Raw genomic sequence first — 20,713 nt, 5'->3', positions numbered from 1 at the left:
TTTCAACAGCCCCCAACAAAGCGTATTTTTTAATTATTTAACGTTTTTGTAGGCTGTATTGTATTCTTCGATAATTTTGGCTCCGCCTTCGTCCTGCCACTTTTTCACAGCTGCTTGGAAGCCATTTTCATCGATTGTACCTAACATAAATTTATAAGTAGCATCCTTGATAATGTCCTGAAGTCTTGCACCCTTCTCGTTAAACGTTTTGGAATCCAGAGATACCGTCGGATCTGGAACTCCAAAGCTGATAGCATCCTTGGAAAGTTTTTCGGCCTTTTCACGAACCGGAAGGCTGTAAAAAGATGGGGTGACATTAGTGGTGTCAGCAAGTGCGATACTTTGATATGGCTTAACATCCTTCTCCAGCAGCTTCTGGTCGGTTCCAGGAACTACCTTGCCATCCTTAACGGTGTAGTGGGTGTTCTCAACCCCATACTTAAGCAGGTTAGCAATTTCCGGACTTAGGAAATAATTGTAGAAAGCCAAAATTTGCTTTAATTCTTTTTCCGTTTTAACTACAGCTTTAGGGAACATAACCATAGTGCCATACCCTGGAAGCGCCCATGTCGCCGGCTTACTGTTCGAGCTGCTTGTAATTTGGTTAACCAAGTCATATTGAGCTTCCTTAACGTTTTTGGACGTTTTATCCTGCATCGTTTCGACATCCGGCATCGAGCCTATATACATACCCGCTCTACCGGTGTACATCATGTTCTGCTGATCCGTTTTGCTCGTAACCGGGAAGTCTTGATTAATCAAACCTTCGTCACGAAGCTTCTTAATAAATTTCATCGTTTCCATGTACCCTTTAGTAGCAAATTCAGGAGTAAGCTTCCCATCGACAACCCCCCAGCCATTAGGAGTTCCGAAGAATGAGCTTAATGTTTTAAAAGAGCCGTAAACCAGATCGTTGCGATCCGCTAGCCCTAGAGTTTTACCTCCACCAGCCAGATCCGCTTCCTTGAATTTTTTCAGCATATTGTAGATATCATCGGTTGTTTTAGGCTCTGCGAGACCAAGCTTATCAGCCCAATCTTTACGGTAGATAATACCTTGACGCGTCAGCGGTCTTTCTTGATAAAGCGAATAAATTTTGCCGTCCACACTCGTATTTTTTAGAATATCGGGGTTCATCTTACTTAAGAAGGAGTACTCCTTTAGATAAGGGCCTAGCTCCCAGAATTGTCCGTTTTTGATAGCATCGCGAAGCAGGACGAAAGACGACTGGTTTTTAATATAAGCAGCTTGCGGCAAAGATCCCGTTGCAAAGGCGGCCTGAAATTTCTCATCATAAGAACCGTCCGGTACCCATTGGAACTCAATCTGGGTTTTTGTTTTTTCTTCAAGTATTTTCTTGATCGTCTCCGATGGAACCTCAGGTGTCTGCAGGTTCGCCATAATAGTTATTTTGGAAATAGGCTCCACTTTCGTATTTTCCGTATTCGTTGACGTATCCTTCCCTGTTGCCTCCGGCTTGACGCTGTCGCCGCAGCCTGCAAGGATCGATGTGACCGCTAACACCGCAGCGCAAAAAACAGCAGCCTTTTTGGCGTAACCCTTTGTTCTTCTCAAATTATTCCAACCTCCATTTTTCATTGCAGAATCAAACATGCTCTCGTCCTGCTCTCCTTTTTATCATAGAGGTGCTTTTCCATTCCATATACAATCATTGCCTCACAAACACTTGTGCCACTGGGCTTTTCAGGCTAAATGAGATAGGTATCTGAGATAATGATCATGGATGTTATTAGGGAATTTGGGGTCTGGGAATCTCATCCTCCGCTTTGTTCGTAATGCAAAAGAACCTTCAGTTCCACTTTTAAAGTGGAACTGAAGGTTCTTTTTTTACATTTTATAAGATTCGCTCACCTGGGTTTACCCTTCTGGGACAGCCCCTGCAATTATTTATTTGAAATCTTTTTTTGGTAAGCCTCTGAATATTCTTTAATAATCTGGCCTCCCCCTTTTCTCTCCCATTTGTCGATTTCTTTCTCGAAGCCATTCAAGTCTATTTGACCAAGAATATAGCTGTACGTAGCATTAATGACAATTGGCCACAGCTCTCCTCCAACCATATCGTAAGTCGGAGAGAACAAGGATTGAGCCGGATCCCGAATCAAGATGCTTTCATTATCCGAGGTCAGCTTACTAATTTTAACTTGAAGTGGATCTTGCATTTCTTCCTTAAGCTTCATTATCGAATTGTTCAGGCTGGCTATCATTAAAGAATACAGCGGTAGCACCTCTATGTTATGCAGCTGACTCATCGTCGGAGTCTTCACGACTCGTCCCTCTTCTACTGCGTAATGCTTGCCCTCTAAGCCATATTGCATTATGTTGCTAACATCGGCATCCATCGTTCTATCGAAAAAGGCAAGAATCATTCTCAGCTCCGCCTCTGTCTTGATCTCCTTTTTGGAAAAGAGAAACAATCCGTTGAAGCTCGGGATCGACCAGACTCCATATCCCTGAGGACCGCGAATACGGTTAAGTATGGTCAATTCAGCTGTAGGATTCAATTTTTGCAGCTCGTCCAATAATCTGGGCGTATCTTCCAAGCTGCCAATATATGCACCTGCTTTACCGCTGATAATCATATATCGTTCTACCTGCTTACTCGTAATTGAAAAGTCTCGGTTCAGTATATTTTCGTCATACAGCTTTTTCATAAAGTCCATCGTATGAATATATTCCGGCGTCATAAACTCCGGAACCAGTTTATCCTTTACTACACCCCAATTGTTAGGCGTTCCGAAATAGGATCCCAATGTTTTGAATGCCCCGAATACAAGATCGCTGCGGTCGACCAGCCCAATAGTGTCTTGCTTCCCGTTACCGTCCGGATCATCGTAGGTAAACTTCTTCATAACATCGTATAATTCATCAATCGAGGATGGCTCCTTCAGGCCCAGACGGTCTAACCAATCCTTCCGGAGGATGACGCCTTGTCTTGATGCGGGACGCTCCGTATACAAACCATATAGCCTATCATCAACCGATGTTTCATTTAACGTAGTTTTATTCAACTTTTTCAAATTTGGATAAAAGTCCAAATACGGGCCAATTTCCCAAAACATACCGGAACGAATTTCATTTCTCACATACACATAATCAGGCTGGCTTACAAAAATTACTTTTTTAGGTGAATTCGTCTCCAGCGCATTCATCATTTTATCTTTATAAATATCATAAGGGACCCATTCGATGTCAAGATTCGTTTGAGTTGCTTGTTCAATGCTGCTGATTAGTTCATCGGGCGGAGCTTTGACCTGGTGAAGCGGTACCATCATACTAATATCAAGAGGTTTTTCCGCCGGAATACTACTTTTCTTCGTATCTATTCCCTCACAAGCGCTTAATAGCAAGGCGACAGCAACTATAATAGAGACGGGTCTGTATATGAACATTTTAACAAACAGACTCCTTCTACTCATGGAAACCCTCTCCCCCGATGCAAACGATTGCATTTATTATACATGAAAGATAACTCTATTGTAATGCATCTGGCTTACGAAAACTTTTATAAAAATTAGTCATTGCTCATTGCTCCCACTGATTGCTAAAATAGAACAACAGAATTACTATTTTTTCTTAAGTCAGGAATGAGGTACATAGATGCAACACTTCAGTTATCTTACAAGGCTAATCATGTTTGGATGCCTTCTATGCACACTTCCCGCTATTTGTTTTGGTATATTCTCCTACATTCAATCATCTAATGAAATTCAAAAACAAGTTAATTCCAGACAAATACAAGTATTAACTTTGATGAACTCCAATGTCGAGCAAGTGCTGCGAACGGTAAATCACGCCTTTGACCAATTGGTAAATTCTACCGTTGTGGCAAGGGCATTAAATGAGACTTTTTCTCCTGACGACTTTCTGCTGTACAGAAATTTACGAAAGGAAATAAGCAACACGCAATCCTATTTCACAAAAGTTGAAGATATTGTAATCGTTAACATAGAGCAAAATTGGATGATTAAAAATTCTGGCTATTATAAATTCAACACTTATCTGCATCACACTCAAATAGCCAATCAGATGCTTCTTCCCAATACAATCTCTTGGTCCTTGAACCCCAGCATATGGTTTTACAGTGAAGAGAAGGCGAATGCTTACGAATGTCCATATGTGATAAGCCTGGTGAAGAAATTACCGGATCAGAAGCTCGATAAGTTTGGACTGGCATTCGCAAATTTACCCACCTGCAGTATAGGAAGCATTCTAAATTATACCCCCGCGGAATCTGAGACCGTTATAATTATGGATGATCAAGAACGGATATTATTTCACACAGACCCTTCCATGATCGGTAAGTATGCAATCAGCACAGGCTTTATTAGTGATTCCCATGTCTTCTCACAGCCTGTCGGCCAGTTCGAAACGGAATTGGGAGGGAAAAAGTATTCAGCTACCTACCTGCGCTCATCTCTTAATAACTGGATTTATCTCTCTATTATCTCAATAGACAGCTTAACTCAGGATTCCAAAAAAATTGGCCGCTATCTTATCTTCTTCTGCTTGATCATAATTGCCGTATTTTTAGTTATTGCATGGCTGGGCTCCCGTCAAATGTACAATCCGATCCAAAGCTTATTGAAGCAAATTGGAGGAAGCCCCCCATCAAGCGTCAAGCCCGGAATGAACGAGTTCGAAATCATCAGCAACCAGGTTCAAAACCTGTTTCAATCCAAATCACAGCTGGAGCAGGAAGCCAGCCGACATTTGCAGCAATCCAGCACCTTTTTTCTGATGAATATGTTTCAAAAGGACATTCGAAGAAATGAACTGACGGAGAAAATGGAGCTGTTCGGATTCAGTGAAAAGCTTGCCCAGTGGCAGGTAATGTCGGTTATCGCTTTGCAAATTGATACTTTGGAGGGTACACGTTACTCTAAGGATGACCTCGAGCTGCTGTTATTTGCTATTAATAACATCGTAGAGGAAATCATACCTTCGGAAGTCAGATTGCCGCCCGTATCTATCGAACATACCCAGATCACCCTTATCGGAGGCGTTAATTCTGAAGCTCAGCCCGAGTATAACGGCTTTATTTATTCAACAACCGAATCTATTCAGAGTGCTATAAAGCGGGTGCTCGATCTGCAAGTCAGCATTGGAATCAGCCTTCCCTTTCATGATATTAAAAAAGCCTCTGCCGCCTACCACGAGGGGCTTGAGGCGTTGAAGCACCGCATTTATTTGGGCGAGCATGTAATTATTCCTTATGCGAATATTAATGCAGGCAAGCAAAAGCTGCTGGCTGAGTATCCAAGCTTGGCAGAAACAGAGCTCTTTGACGCTATATTAATTGCCGACGAGGAGAAGTCGCGGGAGTTATTAAAAGCGTTTATGCAGCTTATTTTCAAGCAGGAAATGAATCCTCAGGAATATCAGGTATCTATTTTCAGGTTCCTTAACAGCCTGATGGTTTCCATGCAGCAGTCCGGGATTTCGTTGAACCAGCTGCATTCCGGCGGAGGCTCATTATATGAGGAATTAAACGCGCTTCAGATCACTCATGAAATTGAAGAATGGTTCTGGTCTCGCGTCATTACACCTCTGATTCGTATTTTCCGGGACAGGCAAAATTCTCAATATCACAATATATCCGAGAAAATCATGGATATGATTCATAAATATTACGACACCGATCTCACCATTGAAAAATGCGCTACCGAGATGCATTATAACGCTAACTATTTGAGCGGTGTTTTTCGCAAAGAAACCAGCGTAACCTTCAGCGAATATTTATCCTCTTATCGTCTCAATATGGCTAAAAAATGGCTAATGGAGACCGATATTACAATTAAAGAAATTTCAGAGAAGCTTCAATATATCAACTCTCAGAACTTCATACGTTCTTTCCGCAAGCAAGAAGGTGTTACTCCCGGGCAGTTTCGGGAATCGCATCGCAAATAATTAATAAGGACGCCGAAAGGCGTCCTTATTAATATTCGACCGACCGCCATGCAACGCCACAACTAGCTAGCGGAACGTCATTCCTTTATTTACCTTGCACTTCCTCAAATTCATGAAGTTACGGAAGTACGATGCGTTATTTAGTCTTCAATTGGCTAAAATTCCACTATTTCGAGCAAATAAGTGATCCTAGTTCCGCTTCACTTGGTTGATAACGTGTGCAAATTAAAATAACGCATCCCAGTTCCCTTCAACCACTTGTTGATCTAGAGGCAAAGGTAACCTGGAGAACCGTTTTCGATTAACCCATTTAGCAATCAAGTTGCAGGATACGCACAAGCAGAAAAAATCCCGCCATCGGCGGGATCAGAGGTAACATTCTATATTAAAAAAACTCTTTATTATGGGCATGCCTATCTACTATTACTTACATCGAAGCTACTCACCTTACCAGCCATTATTGCTTGGCAGCTTGGTAAGCTTCAATGTATTGAGCAGCCTTCTTGGCTACCAGGCTGTAATCACCTGTTTTTACCGCATCGGTGGTCAAATCAGAACCGATACCAACAGCTACAGCTCCAGCCTTGATCCAATCAGCCAGATTACTCAGCGATACGCCGCCGGTTGGCATAATGTTCGCCTGCGGCAAAGGCCCTTTGATCGCCTTGATCGTTGCCGGCGAGTACAGGTTGCCCGGGAACAGCTTGACGATGTCAACGCCCAGCTCCAGCGCCTGCTGGATCTCTTGAATCGTCATAACCCCGGGCATAACAGGCACACGGTACCGGTTGCACAGCGTTACCGTTGCCGGGTTCAACGCCGGGCCTACGACAAACTCGGCCCCGCTAAGAATCGCAGCTCGTGCCGTCTCCGGATCCAGCGCCGTACCTACGCCAATGATGGCGTACTTGGACGCATCCTGCGTCTCGCTGGAGTACTTCTTCGCAAGCTTCTCGATTGCTTGCAGTGCGAAAGGCACTGTCATCGTTACCTCGATGACTTTAATACCGCCCTCGATGGCTTGCTCCGCCATCTCAACTACTTCATCGGCCGTCTCTCCACGTAATACGGCCACGACGCCTGCGTTGCTCATTTGCTGGAGCAGCTTAATTTTCTTCATATCGATTCAACCGTTCCTTTGCATCTAGTTTGTTTAACCTGGTTGCTGCTGATCTATTAACGTTCTACATGCTTCACGTTATTAAGTACCGCTTCAACCTGCTCCCAAGTCGGAATACCTTCCCAATCACCTTCGGTTTGCACAACCATCGAGCCAATCAGATTACCCAACCTGACAGCTTCGGTATGACTGTAGTTTTTCAACAAGCCTACGATAAAGCCCGCGCAGAAGCCGTCACCGGCGCCTACTGTATCTACAACCTGCTCGGCTTTGAAATAAGGAACGGAGTTAACCTTGCCCTGCTCCACGACATAGGTTTCATCGTCGCCGCCCTTAACAATCGAAACAGCCTGAAGCTCATTCAGGTGCCCAACAATTTCATCGAAGCTCTCCGTTTGATACAGCAGCTTAAGCTCGTCCAAGCCCGGAAGGAAATAATCCGCTTCCTTGGCCATTTCCAACAGCACCTCACGCGCTTCATCCATCGACCACAGCTTAAGGCGCAGATTCGGATCGAAGCATACCTTTACCCCATGCTTGCGGGCGATACGAATAGCTTCGATTGCCGCCTCGCGGCATGAACCGCTTAAAGCGGGTGTAATACCTGTAACATGAAGGTATTTAGCCTGCTTAATATACTCCTCATCCAGATGCTCCGGCTTTAACGTGCTCGCCGCGGAGCCTTTACGGTAGTAATATACCGATGTTTTACCGGATACGACCTCGCGCATCATCAAGCCGGTCGGCGCTTCCGCCGTTAGCTCAACACGGGATACGTCTACACCTTCGCCGCGGATTTTTTTCAGAATCATACGGCCAAAAGGATCCTTACCCATCCGGCTGAACCAGCCGACACGGTGACCAAGACGAGCAACACCTATAGCAACATTGCTTTCAGCGCCACCGAACAAACCATTAAATTGCGAGGAATATTCAATTCCTTTGGAGCTTGTCGGCATCATAAGCGCCATCGTTTCGCCAAATGTAATAATCTCCGGCTGAAACATTTGAGTGCTAGCTTGTTGAGTGGCCATTATCGATTCATCCACCCGCCGTCTACACACAATACATGCCCATTCATATAATCAGACGCTGCAGATGCCAAGAACACAGCAGGACCTTGCAGGTCTTCCGTTGTACCCCAGCGCCCTGCCGGTATACGTCCCAGTATTTGTGCATTACGCTCTTGATCCGCACGGAGTGCAGTTGTGTTATCCGTTGCCATATAGCCCGGTGCAATTGCATTCACTTGAACGCCTTTGCTTGCCCACTCATTGGCTAATGCTTTCGTAATACCTGCAACCGCATGCTTGGCAGCGGTATACCCCGGTACATTAATACCGCCTTGGAAGCTAAGCATCGAAGCGATGTTAATGATTTTACCCGATCCCTGCTTGATCATTTCGCGACCTACCAGCTGGCACAGGAAAAACACTGAATTCATATTTAAATTAATAACATCATGCCAGTCTTGAGCGGGATGATCCGCAGCCGGTGTACGGCGAATAATACCAGCATTGTTAACTAAGATATCGATTTTGCCAAAAGCGGACAGAGCTTCGCTCACAACACGCGGCAGTTCATTCTCATCAGACAGATTGGCAACAACCGTATGAACTTTACGCCCCATTGCTTCGATCTCATTTTGAGTATCACGATTGCGGTCATTACTGGTCACAATTACAATATCCGCACCTGCTTTTGCCAAGCCAAGAGAGATACCTCCACCTAAACCTACAGCACCGCCCGTTACGATTGCTACTTTACCCGACAAATCAAAAAAACTCATTTCTACACCCCATTAAACGAATTATATACGGCTTGTACTTCCGATACCGTCAGCAAGTATACATCCCTTTTATTATAAGTGAAGTGACATCAATGTGCCAGACCGACCTCGAAAAATTACAACAACACCTAAAGAACACCTTTTGCTCAAAAGCGTATTCACCAATTTATTCCTTTATTCCCGCAGCAGACTGTACCTTTCATCCTCAGCTCACAGCTTCCTCCTTTATAGCGCACACACCTCTACCTCAAATCCGAGATCCTCGATCATTCTGTGATCCTCTTGAGCGTCCTGCCCTTCCGTTGTCAAATAATCACCTACAAAAATCGAATTTGCCGCATACAATCCTAAAGCCTGCAGCGAGCGTAAATTCATCTCCCGGCCTCCTGCAATACGTATTTCTTTAGATGGATTCACTAAACGCAGCAATGCTAATATTTTCAGACATTTGCGCGGATGCAGTGCGTTCATATGCTGCAAAGGCGTTCCGGCAATCGGGTTCAAAAAGTTAACCGGAATCGAATCCGCATCTAACTCGCGAAGCGCATAAGCGATTTCCACGATTTCCTCATCCGTTTCACCCATACCTGCTATAAAGCCGGAGCATGGGGACATTCCAGAAGCCTTCGCTTTCTGAACCGTGCTCACACGATCCTCATAGGTATGGGTTGTTGTAATCCTGTCGAAGCTTCGTCCACTCGTGTTCAGATTATGATTATAGCGGTCTACGCCAGCCTCCTTCAGCCGCTCCGCCTGCTCTTCAGATAATATACCCAAACAGGCGCATATTTTCATTGGCATTGCTTCCTTGATCTCCCGGACCGCCTCTATCACCTGTTCCAGCTCTTTATTAGTCGGGCCTTTACCGCTGGCTACAATGCAGTATGTTCCAACCTTCAGCTCCATAGCTTTATGTGCTCCCGCAATCAAAGTGTCTTTATCAAGCATTGGATACTTGGAAACCGGCGCAACAGACACTATGGATTGCGAGCAGTAACCGCAGTCTTCCGGACATAATCCACTTTTGGCATTAATAATAAGATTCAACTTTACCTTCGTTCCATAAAAATACCTTCTCACCTGAAACGCCGCATCCATCACAGCAAGCAGCTCATAGTCGTCCGCACGCAGCACCGCCAATCCTTCCTCCATCGTGAGCCTTTCACCTTTAATAGCCTTGTTAGCCAATGCACTCCAATTCGCACTTATCTTTATCACGAAAATAGCACCTCCATCCCATTTTAATTGTCAACTAAAACTATTAAATTATAGTTAACAATTAACAGACGTATTTTACTATAATTGGAGTCACTGTACAACCCGTCCCTAACCAGGCACTATCCCACTTTTAAAAGCGGCACGAATACATAACATATAACTAACATTATATTAAAATGCATAAATATGAAAATAGCAGATAAACGTCAAAAATCGATATAAAACCATTTAAACAGGCGATGTAACCGTTTTTTCAATAGTGTTAAATATTTGTCAAATAACATAACATGTATTAGTATTCAATACATTATTATAAATACATAACATTGGAGGTATCTTTATATGACATTATTTAAAGGCAGCAAGCTTATGAAAAAGATCCTTATCCCTCTTCTTGTACCCGCTCTCCTGAGCACAGTATCAGTGTTCACGATTCCGTCGTCCGCAAATGCTGCGGAAGTTACGGCATCAGCCATCCCCATTCCACCTGTAACGGACAGCTTCAAGCAGTCGCCACTGCCGAATGTTATCGTCATTGGAACCGGGGGCACTTTGGCCGGTAAAGCAGCCGATCAGACCAGCTTTCAAAATTATCGCGCAGGCACTTATCCCATTGCCGATCTTGTCAACCAACTGCCTAACAAGGATAAAATCGCGGATGTAGCTACCTATCAATTCGGCAATAAAGGATCCGGCAGCTATTCCATGAGCGATCTGTACGACCTTTCCCTGGCGGTTGACGCCGCTCTCGAGCAATACGACGGAGCCGTTGTGACATCCGGTACGGATACAATGGAAGAAATCGCTTATTTCCTAGACCTTACGGTGAGAAGTGAAAAACCTGTCGTTGTTACAGGAGCTATGAGACCTTGGGATGTTATCGGTACCGATGCCCCAGCCAATCTGTATAACGCCATCAAGCTGGCAGGAAGCGGTAAAACCAAATCCTTCGGCACCGTTCTTATGCTGAATGACGTCTTTCATGCAGCCAGAGAAGTAACCAAATCCAACTCCCACCGTATGGATACGTTCGAAACACCTATGGTTGGCGCATTGGGCTACATAGACGAAACGAACATCCGTGTCTACCGGGCTCCTGCCAGAGTATTAAAAGCGGGCAAGCCGGATTGGGCAACTCCTTTTGACTTTAAAACCATCACCAAAGATAAGCTCCCTGCCGTAGAAATCGTCTACGCTTATCAAGATGCCGGCGGCGGCGCTATCAATGGTCTCGTAAGCGAAGGGGTCAAGGGAATCGTAACGGCCGGAACAGGCGCAGGCGGAATTTCCTCGAAGATGAGCACAGCTCGCAGCAATGCAATCAAGCAGGGCGTTATCTTCGTAACAACAACAAGAACAGGCTCAGGCACCATGTACGGCGGCAGTAACGGCATCATCGCCGGCGACAGCCTGAATGCGCAGCACGCAAGAATCATGCTTCTTCTATCCCTAGCATTCTCTAGCGATTTCAATACGGTCAAGGACTGGTTCGCCACGTATGGCACGCAAGATGTACAACCGGAACAGCCATAACAGGAGCGGGAGGTAAGGTTCAATGAATCATCTTGATTACGCAACTTCAAAAAGGAGCTTCATCTCGCTCCTTTTCTTGTCTCTCCTGATCGCTTTATCCACCATGCTCGCCCATCCAACCAGCGCTCGCGCAGCTGAAGCCATTCCAATCCCGCCACTGACGGACAGCTTCAAGCAGTCGCCGCTGCCGAATGTTATCGTCATTGGAACCGGGGGCACTTTGGCCGGTAAAGCAGCCGATCAGACCAGCTTTCAAAATTATCGCGCAGGCACTTATCCCATTGCCGATCTTGTCAGCCAATTGCCTAACAAGGATAAAATCGCGGATGTAGCTACCTATCAATTCGGCAATAAAGGATCCGGCAGCTATTCCATGAGCGACCTGTACGACCTTTCCCTGGCGGTAGATGCTGCTCTCGAGCAATACGACGGAGCCGTTGTGACATCCGGTACGGATACAATGGAGGAAATCGCTTATTTCCTCGACCTTACCGTAAGAAGCGAGAAGCCTGTCGTTGTTACAGGCGCCATGAGGCCTTGGGATGTTATCGGTACCGATGCCCCAGCCAATTTGTATAACGCCATCAAGCTGGCAGGAAGCGGTAAAACCAAATCCTTCGGCACCGTTCTTATGCTGAACGACGTCATTCACGCAGCCAGAGAAGTAACCAAATCCAACTCTCACCGTATGGACACTTTTCAAACGCCTATGGTTGGCGCTCTTGGTTACATAGACGAAACGAATATTCGCATCTATCGTGTCCCAGCCAAACGCCTCAAAGCGGGCAAGCCGGATTGGGCAACACCTTTTAACCTGAAGACCATTACCAAGGATAAGCTCCCTGCAGTAGAAATCGTCTACGCTTATCAAGACGCTGCCGGAGGCGCCATCACCGGATTTGCCAACGATGGCGTCAAGGGGATCGTAACGGCCGGAACAGGTGCCGGCGGCATATCCTCGAAGATGAGCACAGCTCGCAGCAACGCAATCAAGCAGGGCGTTATTTTCGTAACAACAACAAGAACAGGCTCAGGCACCATGTACGGCAGCAGCAATGGCATCATCGCCGGCGACAGCCTGAACGCACAGCATGCAAGAATTATGCTCCTTCTATCCCTGGCATTCTCCAATGACTACAACACTATCAAGCAGTGGTTTGAAACCGTGGGTACCCAGGAAATAAAGCTCGCCTCTCAGGTGCCGGATAATAAAGCACCGGAATGGCCAGCAGGCGGGAGTTTGGAAGCCTCGAACGTAGGGCAGACAGCTCTCACCCTGACTTGGCCTGCTGCAGTAGACAATATCGGCGTGACACAGTACCGTATTTATGACACCGGAAGCAACACAGTTGTCGGAAGTGTTTATCCAACGGTTACTAATGGAGTTTACTCGACAGTTAGCGGAAGCACGTATTCCTCCGTTACAGGGAGTGTATATTATTACAACCTAAGCGGTCTTACTGCAGGCACAACCTACACATTCACCGTCAAAGCCGAGGATGCTGCAGGCAATCAGAGCGCAGGACTGAGCAAGACCATACAGACATTGCCAGCCAGCCGGCCTTCCCGACCGGGATCATCAGGCGGCGGCGCAGCTTCCACTTCCTCCAAAAGCGAACTGACTATCGCACCGAGCGGAACAGGCACCGTAAGCTTGAACAACGCTATCTGGATTACAATACCGGCAGGTGCATCAGGCCAAGAGCTGCGGGTAACGGTGGAAGAATTGACCAATCGAAGCAACCTGATTTCAGAGGGAAGCAAGCTGGTCAGTCCGATATTTGAAATCTTGAAAAACTTTAGTGAAAATTTTGATAAGCCGGTTACCATCTCATTCCTTTTCGATCCGGCAAAAGTCGAAGCCAATCAACATCCTTCCGTATTCTACTACGATGAGGAGAAGAAAACTTGGATTGAAATCGGAGGCACTGTCCAGGGCAATCAAATAAAGGTTGATGTCGATCATTTCACCAAGTTTGCCGTATTTGCTGTAGAGAACAAAGCAGCGGAAACAACCGAAGGGAAGCCTTCCTTCTCGGATACAACCGGACATTGGGCGGAAGCAGCTATTAAATGGGCCTCCTCTCAAAACATAGTCAGCGGTTATCCGGACGGCTCCTTCAAACCCGATCATTCAGTTACCCGTGCAGAGTTCACACTGATGCTGATGAATGTTCTCAAGCCTCAGGGTGAAGGACGCGCACTTGAATTAACGGATAAGGATACGATCGGAGCATGGGCTCAGAAAGCGGTAGCTCAATCAGTTGAAGCAGGAATTATCAAGGGCTACGAGGACGGCACATTCCGACCTAATGCGCAGATAAATCGCGCTGAGCTAGTATCCATGATCGCAGCAGCTTTAAAATTGGCGCCACAGGCCGATGCTACAACCGGATTCACGGATGACAGCATGATTCCGAAATGGGCCAAAGGCTCCGTAGAGGCCATTCGCAAGCTAGGCGTAATCGAAGGTCGAGACGGCAACAGGTTCGAACCGACCGAAACAGCTACCCGAGCGGAAGCCGTAACCATTCTTCTGAAGATGACGCAAACAAAAAAATAAAGTCATCCGAATAGTTCAGCTCCACCGAAAACCTAAACAACGTGTCCCCTTGCCTACAGGCCGGGAACACGTTGTTTTTTTAGTATTTGCCACTTATAAGCAAGCGGCATTTTAATTAACCATCCAGCCATTCAATCGTTATAGTGAATCTGTTTGCTCCGAGATCATTTTTATGACTGATCTTATGCTCCATGTCTATATCAGGCAGCGTCACCTTTTTTCCCCGGACAGTTAAGTTATCCGCTTCCAACTGATCAGCTATTTTCCTTAGCAACGCCGCGAATTGGGCAGTTCCGCCAACGAATTCTTCCTCCAGCTTCATTCCAATCACCTCTTCATCCATTAATATTCAGCACTAACCGAAGGGCAGGCAAAGCTTCCAGGTCAAACTGATAGTTTTTCATCAGCTTTTTCAATTCGCCAGGTTCGCCTTTCTTGAAAGGATTTTTAACATAGCCATAATACTTATGCGGGAATAATAAATCGATATAAAGAATTTCCTTTTGCCCCTGAGTAAGAGGTAGGATAGATTCATAACAGCGGATCATACGCTCTATTTCCTCCAGATCCCAATTGTCCAGCTGTTCAATACGTTTGGTCACCAGCTTGCGCACATCCCGTATCGGAATATCATAGGTCAAGTTATCCAGATCGAGCACATACACTCCTGCGTCCGTTTGTAGAGCGTTGCCCTTCCCATAATCCTGATGGCACAAATATCCGTATTCCCCGATAGAGCTTACCCATTCGGCATAACAGGAGCAATCGAGCAAACGAATGGCTTCCTCAGCCCGATAGATCATTTCATCCACCGTGCTCAAATACAGCTTATAAAACTGCAAATTATCCATTGCTGCTCCTGTCTCCACTTCCGTTTCCAGCTTAACTTCCGCCTCAGCCTTACTCTTCCATTGCTTCAATTCCCCCAGCATTTTCTCATAATGCTCCAACCAAACCCCCATACGGTTATAAGTCTCACAATCATCAGGAGGAACAAAGCCCACCGTATCTTGATGAAATTGCGCCAAACCCTTAAGACCCGCATACAAGTGCTCCGGATTTTTATCCATCTCAAGATCGCTGCCTTCAATCCAATTATAAAGAACAAGAGCATATCCCTCATGGACAAAATACAATCCTCCAGCTTCCGTCGGAATAATGCCGCACACAAGAGCTCCTTTCTCATAAAGATAAGCTTGCGCTGCCGTAGTGAATTTAACAATCGGAATTGATTTGCGGATCCGCTTCAAGCATACTGTGCCCAAGGAGGTCCGAAGCTTCCAAACGGTTTTTATTCCACCACCTTGGATAACCTCGATTTCAGCGATATCCACATGTGGATAATGTTCTGTCATTAGCTGCCGCCCTAATAAAAGCTCTTCATTATTCATGTCCATAGTTAACCACCTCATCCAGACGAACAAGCAAATCCTCCAGAACCTTACCCTTGCTTATATCCGTAGCTATCATATCCTCCAAACGTTCAATATGCTTGGCAAGCGTCCATTTCTCTTCCCTATTGTCATAATACTTGGACACCTGACCGTAAAATAAATGAGGAAACTGAATATCCGCTACAAGAATATGAAGCTGCTCCTTCGTCAAAGGATTAACCGTCTGATAAGCCTGCAGCATAGTCAGCAACAGCTCCTGATCCCACTCATCAAGCTTCTTCATCACTTTGTTTATTATTTTTCGCAAATCCCGCACAGGAAGGTCAACCGTCAAAGAATCCATGTCAAAAACATACAAATGACCGTCATCACCAATCGCCAAGTTGCCTGCCGCATAGTCTTGGTGGCACAAGCTTTTGTTCACCTTGGTTTCCTCCACCCACTTATCAAAACAGGAATGATCAAACATAGCTAGCGAAACTTCCCCTTGCTTCAAGAAGAAATCGACATATTGCAAAAATAACCCGTCAAATTTGTTTTTATCCGTTGCAGCGAGCCTCCGATTCTTCCACTCTATTAAACGTTCACACCTTCTCTGCAAGTCCGATTTCCACTCCGTCAAAAGAAATGAAGGGAATGTGCCGATTGGCGATTCAATCCCCTGAGATGCCTTATGGAAGGATGCCATTCCTTGTAAAATCATCTTCAACTCCTCTTCATGCTCATATTCCGGAGATCTTCCATAGACAGCTTCAAAAACAACGAAATACTCTTCATCCACTTTCACAAAGCCTTCTCCCGAGCTTGTCTTGTATACCTTGGGCGTATGAATTCCTTTATCCCTTAAATAATCAATGGCATGAATCATGAACTTAATATGACCCTCATCAAAGGGCACCTTCTTCATAATCACTTCACCCATGTCTGTTTGAATAGACCATACCGCCTTTTTCCCTTTATAAGACAACAGGTAAATTTCCCCTGCCTTCAATGGGTAGTAGGCGATCACTTTAGTTACAACCTCTGAAAAAGTAGTATCCATCCTTAAAACCCGCCTCCTTTGTTCAACTAAGTTAAGCTTTATTTCTAAGCATCGCCCTGAGATACAGATTCTCTAGTCTTCTGGCTGCATGCTCGAATCCAAAGTTGCTTTCGACGAATAATCTGCCCTGCAGAGCTATGGATAAAGCCTCCGCCGGATTGGATAGCAGCCATGATATCGCATTTGCAAAAGCAAGCGGGTTCGTATAATCCTCGATTAAAATACCATTCTTGCAATGCTCTATTATTTCGGCATTCCCACCGCGATTGGTAGTTATGACAGGAATTCCTGCACCCATAGCTTCGTAGTGCACTCTGGCCAGAGGCTCCTGCCACTGCGAGCTGCATACGAAAATATCCCCGATCAAAAAGTGGGACGGAATCTCACTCGGAGGTATGAACCCTGTAAAGATTACACGTTCCTTTCCAAGCGATTCCGCGAGCTGACGAATGCTTCGCCCGTAATCATCTATTCGTTCGTCGTGAAACCATTTACTGCCTACAATGACCAACACCGCATCCTTATGCTCTTGAATGACCTTCATCATAGCTTTGATCAAAATGTCCGGTCCTTTTACTGCGCTTAAGCGCCCAACGAACAAGACCACTTCTTTATTCTCGACTCCATACTTCTTCCTGAGTTCCTTTCTCACAATTTGGCCCTCTTCATCCCAGACCGGCTTGTACTTTTTCAAATTGATCCCCGAATACACAGTCTTGACCTTTGATTTGGCTGAAGGAAATCTGGCTATGACAGTTTGTCCGATATAATTGCTGATTGTCATGATTTTATCGACTGCTTTGATGGCTAGAAGTCCCATTTCACTCGAGATTTTACCTTCCCTGAACATTTCATTATGAAGACTGACCACAAATCGGCTGTTCGGCATAGCTGCCTTATATACAAGAAGATCACGCGGACGGTTGAATACGTGAATTACGTCATACATATTTTTCTCGGCATGTTTCTTGACTAATTCCTTCGCAACATTAAACACATAATCCTCGCTTGGCACCCGAATGTACTCTACACCCTTTACCACCTCCCGAGCAGGAAGCTCAAGGTCCGCTATACAGTAGATGGTCAAATCATGCTTATTGCTTATATGGGGTACAACCCCATCAATTAAAATTTGAATGGCCCCTCCCCGAATAGGAGGAACGGGCATCATTTCCGTACATATGAAAGCTATTTTCATTACCCCCACTCCGATCTTGTTGCAGAGATGTTAAAGAAGTACTCCTTCCTATTATTTAAAAAATCTTAACGCTTCAGGTAATCCCCCCTTAATATAATAGAGTTATAAGGAAAGCCGACAACACTTACCCTTGCTAATAAAATATGATTAATTATTTGTTAAGGAACGGCGAATCTACTAATCTACTTGTCTATACCATTTGAATCTATCTTCATAACTTATTATCACAAGGTAAAATTTGATAGTTTTGCCTTCCTAATAAAGACATCTGGAAAGGAACATGAGGATGAAGAATGTGGTATGCATTGGCTGCGGATATGTAGGTAGTGTCACTTCGGTTGCTTTTGCTGCGTTGGGCTACCATACGGTAGTTATTGACGTTGATTCAAATAAGGTGGAGATGATCAATGCGGGGAAAAGCTCCCTTTACGAGCCTGGATTGGAGTCATTGATACAGCAAGTTGCAGGTCGTACTTTATTTGCCGTCTCCACCTATGAACCCATCAAAGAGGCTGATATCGTATTCATATGTGTAGGCACTCCTTCCCTAGCGGATGGAACGGCAGATTTAACCTATATTAAGACGGCAGCTAAACAAATTGGCATGGCCTTAAACCCGGGTAAATTTACGGTAATAGTTAATAAATCTACCGTTCCTGTTGGCACTGCAGATTTGGTAACCTCGATATTGGAGGAAGAATCCGGCTTGCAAGCGGAACAAGATTTTGCCGTAGTCAGTAACCCGGAATTTTTGAGGGAAGGATTTGCGCTGGAGGATGTAGTGACACCCGATCGGATTGTCATTGGAACCAGTAACGAAAGAGCGCGAAAGCAGATGCGATTATTGTATGAGCCTCTCATCCAGCTAAATTCAGCTGACCAAGTCGTTTATTTCGAGACAGATGCAAAAAGCGCAGAGCTGATAAAGTACGCGTCAAATGCTTTTTTAGCAGTAAAAATCAGTTATATCAACGAGGTTGCGAAGCTGTGCGAGGCCTTGAATGCGCATGTACCCGATGTCGCAAAAGGAATGGGCTTGGATTCTCGGATTGGAAGTAAATTTCTGCAAGTATCCAGCGGGTGGAGCGGAAGCTGTTTCCCCAAAGATACCGCCGAGCTGCTCGCAACGAGCTTTAAATATGGCTCTGAGCTTTCCATAGTAAGCGCCGCGATCACCGCCAACCTGAACATGCATTTGTATTGTGTGGACAAAATCGTACGTCAATTAGGAGATCTTCGTGGAAAAACTATCGCTATCCTGGGCTTAACCTTCAAACCGGATACAGATGATGCCCGAGCCACTCAAGCAACGGTTATTATTAAGAAACTGATTGAATTAGGTGCGGCCATCCACGTTCATGACCCCATGGGAATGCCTATGTTTAGCGCTTTAAATGGAGATTTGCCCATAACATACTGCAATAATGGCGAAGAAGCTGCACAAGGAGTAGACGGATTGGTTTTGTTAACACACTGGGAGTGTTACATAAAGCTCGATTGGCCGAAAATTTTCCTATCCATGAGGCATCCTTATATTTTGGATACCCGAAATTTCCTGGATAAGAAAACATTGCAGGAGCTTGGCTTTCAGTACGATGGAATCGGTCTTGGGAAATTATCTTAGTCTGAAACTCAAGAAAGTCACTTGTCGGTATCATTTAAAAAACGCCGTTACATGAACATCTATGCCTTAGGCCGCGGCCCCGACTGAGGCCTAGAGCCATGGAGGGAATAGTCACAGGGAGTTATATTTCTTTTTCTTGTGTAAACCTAATAAAATAACAAAAACACATAAAAAAAATCCTTGTCTGGAAATTCAAAATGGTTATTATTGGATTGTAATCGTTTGCATTTATTTGTCCTTCTTACAATTCGCTTATAGCGGCATTAGGATTTATTTTCGTTATGACTTGATTTTTGGGGGTATTGTCATGCGAATCGATAATTACTTGAATATAACCCGTTTTCCAGCACAAATCTCCTTGACACTCGACCGCACCGCAAGCTTCCGGGAAGTGAGGCATTCCCATCCAGGACTTGAAATTATCTATGTTCATGAAGGATGTGGCCATGTTGTACTAAATCAACAAAGGTACATTATCCAACCGGGAACTCTTTTATATTACAAGCCCTATCAGCAGCACCAGGTACAAATGAATATTAATGCCGAAAACCCTTACATCCGTTCCATGTTTTTATTCGAGCCTGCCCTGCTGTGGGATTATTTCAAGCCTTTCGACTTCCTGGTACGCTTTATAGAAACTTTATGGAAAAACTCCCACTCCCCTCAAGTTGTACAAGTGCCAAACCCCGCCGAGGTAAGCGACTATTTCTCAGGTGTAGCCGCGAGGTTCGGCCAACGATCGAACGCGTCTTACAGCATGGAAGAAAACACTCTGGTTCTGCTTCAAATTCTGCATTATCTCCAGCAAGTTTATGAGCATAGCAACCGCCGTTTAGGCGGCTCCACAGGACCCCATATAGAATACTACGAGCGAATTTCTCCCGCCATCAAGCAAATTTTAGACTGGGTCGAAGGTCACTTCTCCGATAAATTCGAGCTGCAGACGCTAGCCAGGCTCGTCCATCTATCTCCTAATCATTTGTCTTATTTATTCCGGAAGGAAACAGGCACCGCTCTCTCGGAATATATTACCTCCAGAAGGCTAAGACAGGCCGCTATGATGCTCAAATTGACAGAACAGCCAATTCGAAGCATCGGAGTAGAGGTCGGATTCGATAATTTTTCTTATTTCTGCAAGGTGTTTAAGGAAAAGTTCGGAATCACGCCTTCCTCTTATCGCGCCGCACAAACGGCCGGTCCCGGGATAACCGGAGAACTGTCCTAGCTCACTTAGGCCAGACAAAGACCCGCTTTCAGCCATGGAAAGCAGGTCTTTGTCTGGCCTAATATTTTATTTTACACTA

General features: G+C 45.1%; 15 protein-coding genes. 5 read left to right on the top strand and 10 right to left on the bottom strand.

Annotated features, from left to right (window positions below):
• Positions 1-33: 33 nt before the first annotated feature.
• Both ACFQ0C_RS04680 and ACFQ0C_RS04675 read right to left on the bottom strand, forming a co-directional pair.
• Positions 34-1,575 carry an extracellular solute-binding protein gene (locus ACFQ0C_RS04680; RefSeq protein WP_379364416.1) on the bottom strand — a complete coding sequence of 514 codons (1,542 nt, stop codon included), beginning with the start codon at positions 1,573-1,575 and terminating at the stop codon, positions 34-36.
• Positions 1,576-1,904: 329 nt separating this feature from the next.
• Complete coding sequence (locus tag ACFQ0C_RS04675) at positions 1,905-3,437, bottom strand: extracellular solute-binding protein (RefSeq protein WP_379364413.1); 1,533 nt, start codon at positions 3,435-3,437, stop codon at positions 1,905-1,907.
• 181 nt (positions 3,438-3,618) lie between these two features.
• On the opposite strand from ACFQ0C_RS04675, the gene ACFQ0C_RS04670 reads away from it, so the two are divergent.
• Positions 3,619-5,928, top strand: coding sequence for a helix-turn-helix domain-containing protein (locus ACFQ0C_RS04670; RefSeq protein WP_379364411.1), 2,310 nt, complete (start codon positions 3,619-3,621; stop codon positions 5,926-5,928).
• Between the two features lie 457 nt (positions 5,929-6,385).
• Here ACFQ0C_RS04670 and ACFQ0C_RS04665 read toward each other — a convergent pair whose 3' ends face one another.
• The 4 genes from ACFQ0C_RS04665 to bioB all read right to left on the bottom strand — a co-directional run bounded on the left by ACFQ0C_RS04665 (position 6,386) and on the right by bioB (position 10,055).
• On the bottom strand, positions 6,386-7,048 hold the full coding sequence (locus ACFQ0C_RS04665; protein WP_258217264.1) for a bifunctional 2-keto-4-hydroxyglutarate aldolase/2-keto-3-deoxy-6-phosphogluconate aldolase: 663 nt from the start codon (positions 7,046-7,048) through the stop codon (positions 6,386-6,388).
• Positions 7,049-7,104: 56 nt separating this feature from the next.
• Positions 7,105-8,082, bottom strand: coding sequence for a sugar kinase (locus ACFQ0C_RS04660; protein WP_379364409.1), 978 nt, complete (start codon positions 8,080-8,082; stop codon positions 7,105-7,107).
• Positions 8,082-8,837 carry a 2-dehydro-3-deoxy-D-gluconate 5-dehydrogenase KduD gene (gene kduD, locus ACFQ0C_RS04655; RefSeq protein ID WP_379364407.1) on the bottom strand — a complete coding sequence of 252 codons (756 nt, stop codon included), beginning with the start codon at positions 8,835-8,837 and terminating at the stop codon, positions 8,082-8,084. Before kduD ends, ACFQ0C_RS04660 begins: the two co-directional genes overlap by 1 nt.
• Before the next feature lie 225 nt (positions 8,838-9,062).
• A complete protein-coding gene (bioB, locus tag ACFQ0C_RS04650) occupies positions 9,063-10,055 on the bottom strand; it encodes a biotin synthase BioB (protein ID WP_379364405.1) in 993 nt (330 codons plus the stop codon).
• A gap of 342 nt (positions 10,056-10,397) precedes the next feature.
• Here bioB and ACFQ0C_RS04645 point away from each other — a divergent pair, with 342 nt between their 5' ends.
• Entirely contained in the window at positions 10,398-11,588 is a 1,191-nt protein-coding gene (locus tag ACFQ0C_RS04645; RefSeq protein ID WP_379364403.1) for an asparaginase, read from the top strand.
• A gap of 22 nt (positions 11,589-11,610) precedes the next feature.
• Positions 11,611-14,151, top strand: a complete 2,541-nt coding sequence (locus tag ACFQ0C_RS04640) for an asparaginase domain-containing protein (protein WP_379364401.1) — start codon at positions 11,611-11,613, stop codon at positions 14,149-14,151.
• A 115-nt stretch (positions 14,152-14,266) separates the two neighbouring features.
• On the opposite strand, the gene ACFQ0C_RS04635 is transcribed toward ACFQ0C_RS04640, so the two are convergent.
• Genes ACFQ0C_RS04635 through ACFQ0C_RS04620 form a run of 4 tightly spaced genes read right to left on the bottom strand, consistent with a single transcriptional unit; the run spans position 14,267 to position 17,785 of the window.
• Complete coding sequence (locus ACFQ0C_RS04635; protein ID WP_379364399.1) at positions 14,267-14,473, bottom strand: amphi-Trp domain-containing protein; 207 nt, start codon at positions 14,471-14,473, stop codon at positions 14,267-14,269.
• Between the two features lie 13 nt (positions 14,474-14,486).
• Positions 14,487-15,548 (bottom strand): CotS family spore coat protein, encoded by a 1,062-nt coding sequence (locus ACFQ0C_RS04630; protein WP_379364397.1) that lies wholly within the window; start codon positions 15,546-15,548, stop codon positions 14,487-14,489.
• Complete coding sequence (locus tag ACFQ0C_RS04625; protein ID WP_379364396.1) at positions 15,535-16,587, bottom strand: CotS family spore coat protein; 1,053 nt, start codon at positions 16,585-16,587, stop codon at positions 15,535-15,537. The genes ACFQ0C_RS04630 and ACFQ0C_RS04625 overlap by 14 nt, the downstream gene beginning before the upstream one ends.
• Positions 16,588-16,618: 31 nt before the next feature.
• Positions 16,619-17,785 (bottom strand): glycosyltransferase family 4 protein, encoded by a 1,167-nt coding sequence (locus tag ACFQ0C_RS04620; RefSeq protein ID WP_379364394.1) that lies wholly within the window; start codon positions 17,783-17,785, stop codon positions 16,619-16,621.
• A gap of 286 nt (positions 17,786-18,071) precedes the next feature.
• On the opposite strand from ACFQ0C_RS04620, the gene ACFQ0C_RS04615 reads away from it, so the two are divergent.
• Both ACFQ0C_RS04615 and ACFQ0C_RS04610 read left to right on the top strand, forming a co-directional pair.
• On the top strand, positions 18,072-19,409 hold the full coding sequence (locus ACFQ0C_RS04615) for a UDP-glucose dehydrogenase family protein (RefSeq protein ID WP_379364392.1): 1,338 nt from the start codon (positions 18,072-18,074) through the stop codon (positions 19,407-19,409).
• Positions 19,410-19,716: 307 nt separating this feature from the next.
• The gene (locus tag ACFQ0C_RS04610) at positions 19,717-20,634 is read left to right on the top strand and encodes an AraC family transcriptional regulator (RefSeq protein WP_379364390.1); all 918 of its coding nucleotides are present in this window, start codon (positions 19,717-19,719) and stop codon (positions 20,632-20,634) included.
• Positions 20,635-20,713 lie beyond the last annotated feature (79 nt).

Source organism: Paenibacillus sp. GCM10027630 (genome assembly GCF_042676305.1).
GTDB lineage: Bacteria > Bacillota > Bacilli > Paenibacillales > NBRC-103111 > Paenibacillus_S.
The sequence above is the reverse complement of the archived record's forward strand: the minus strand, read 5'-3'. Positions and strand labels throughout refer to the sequence as shown.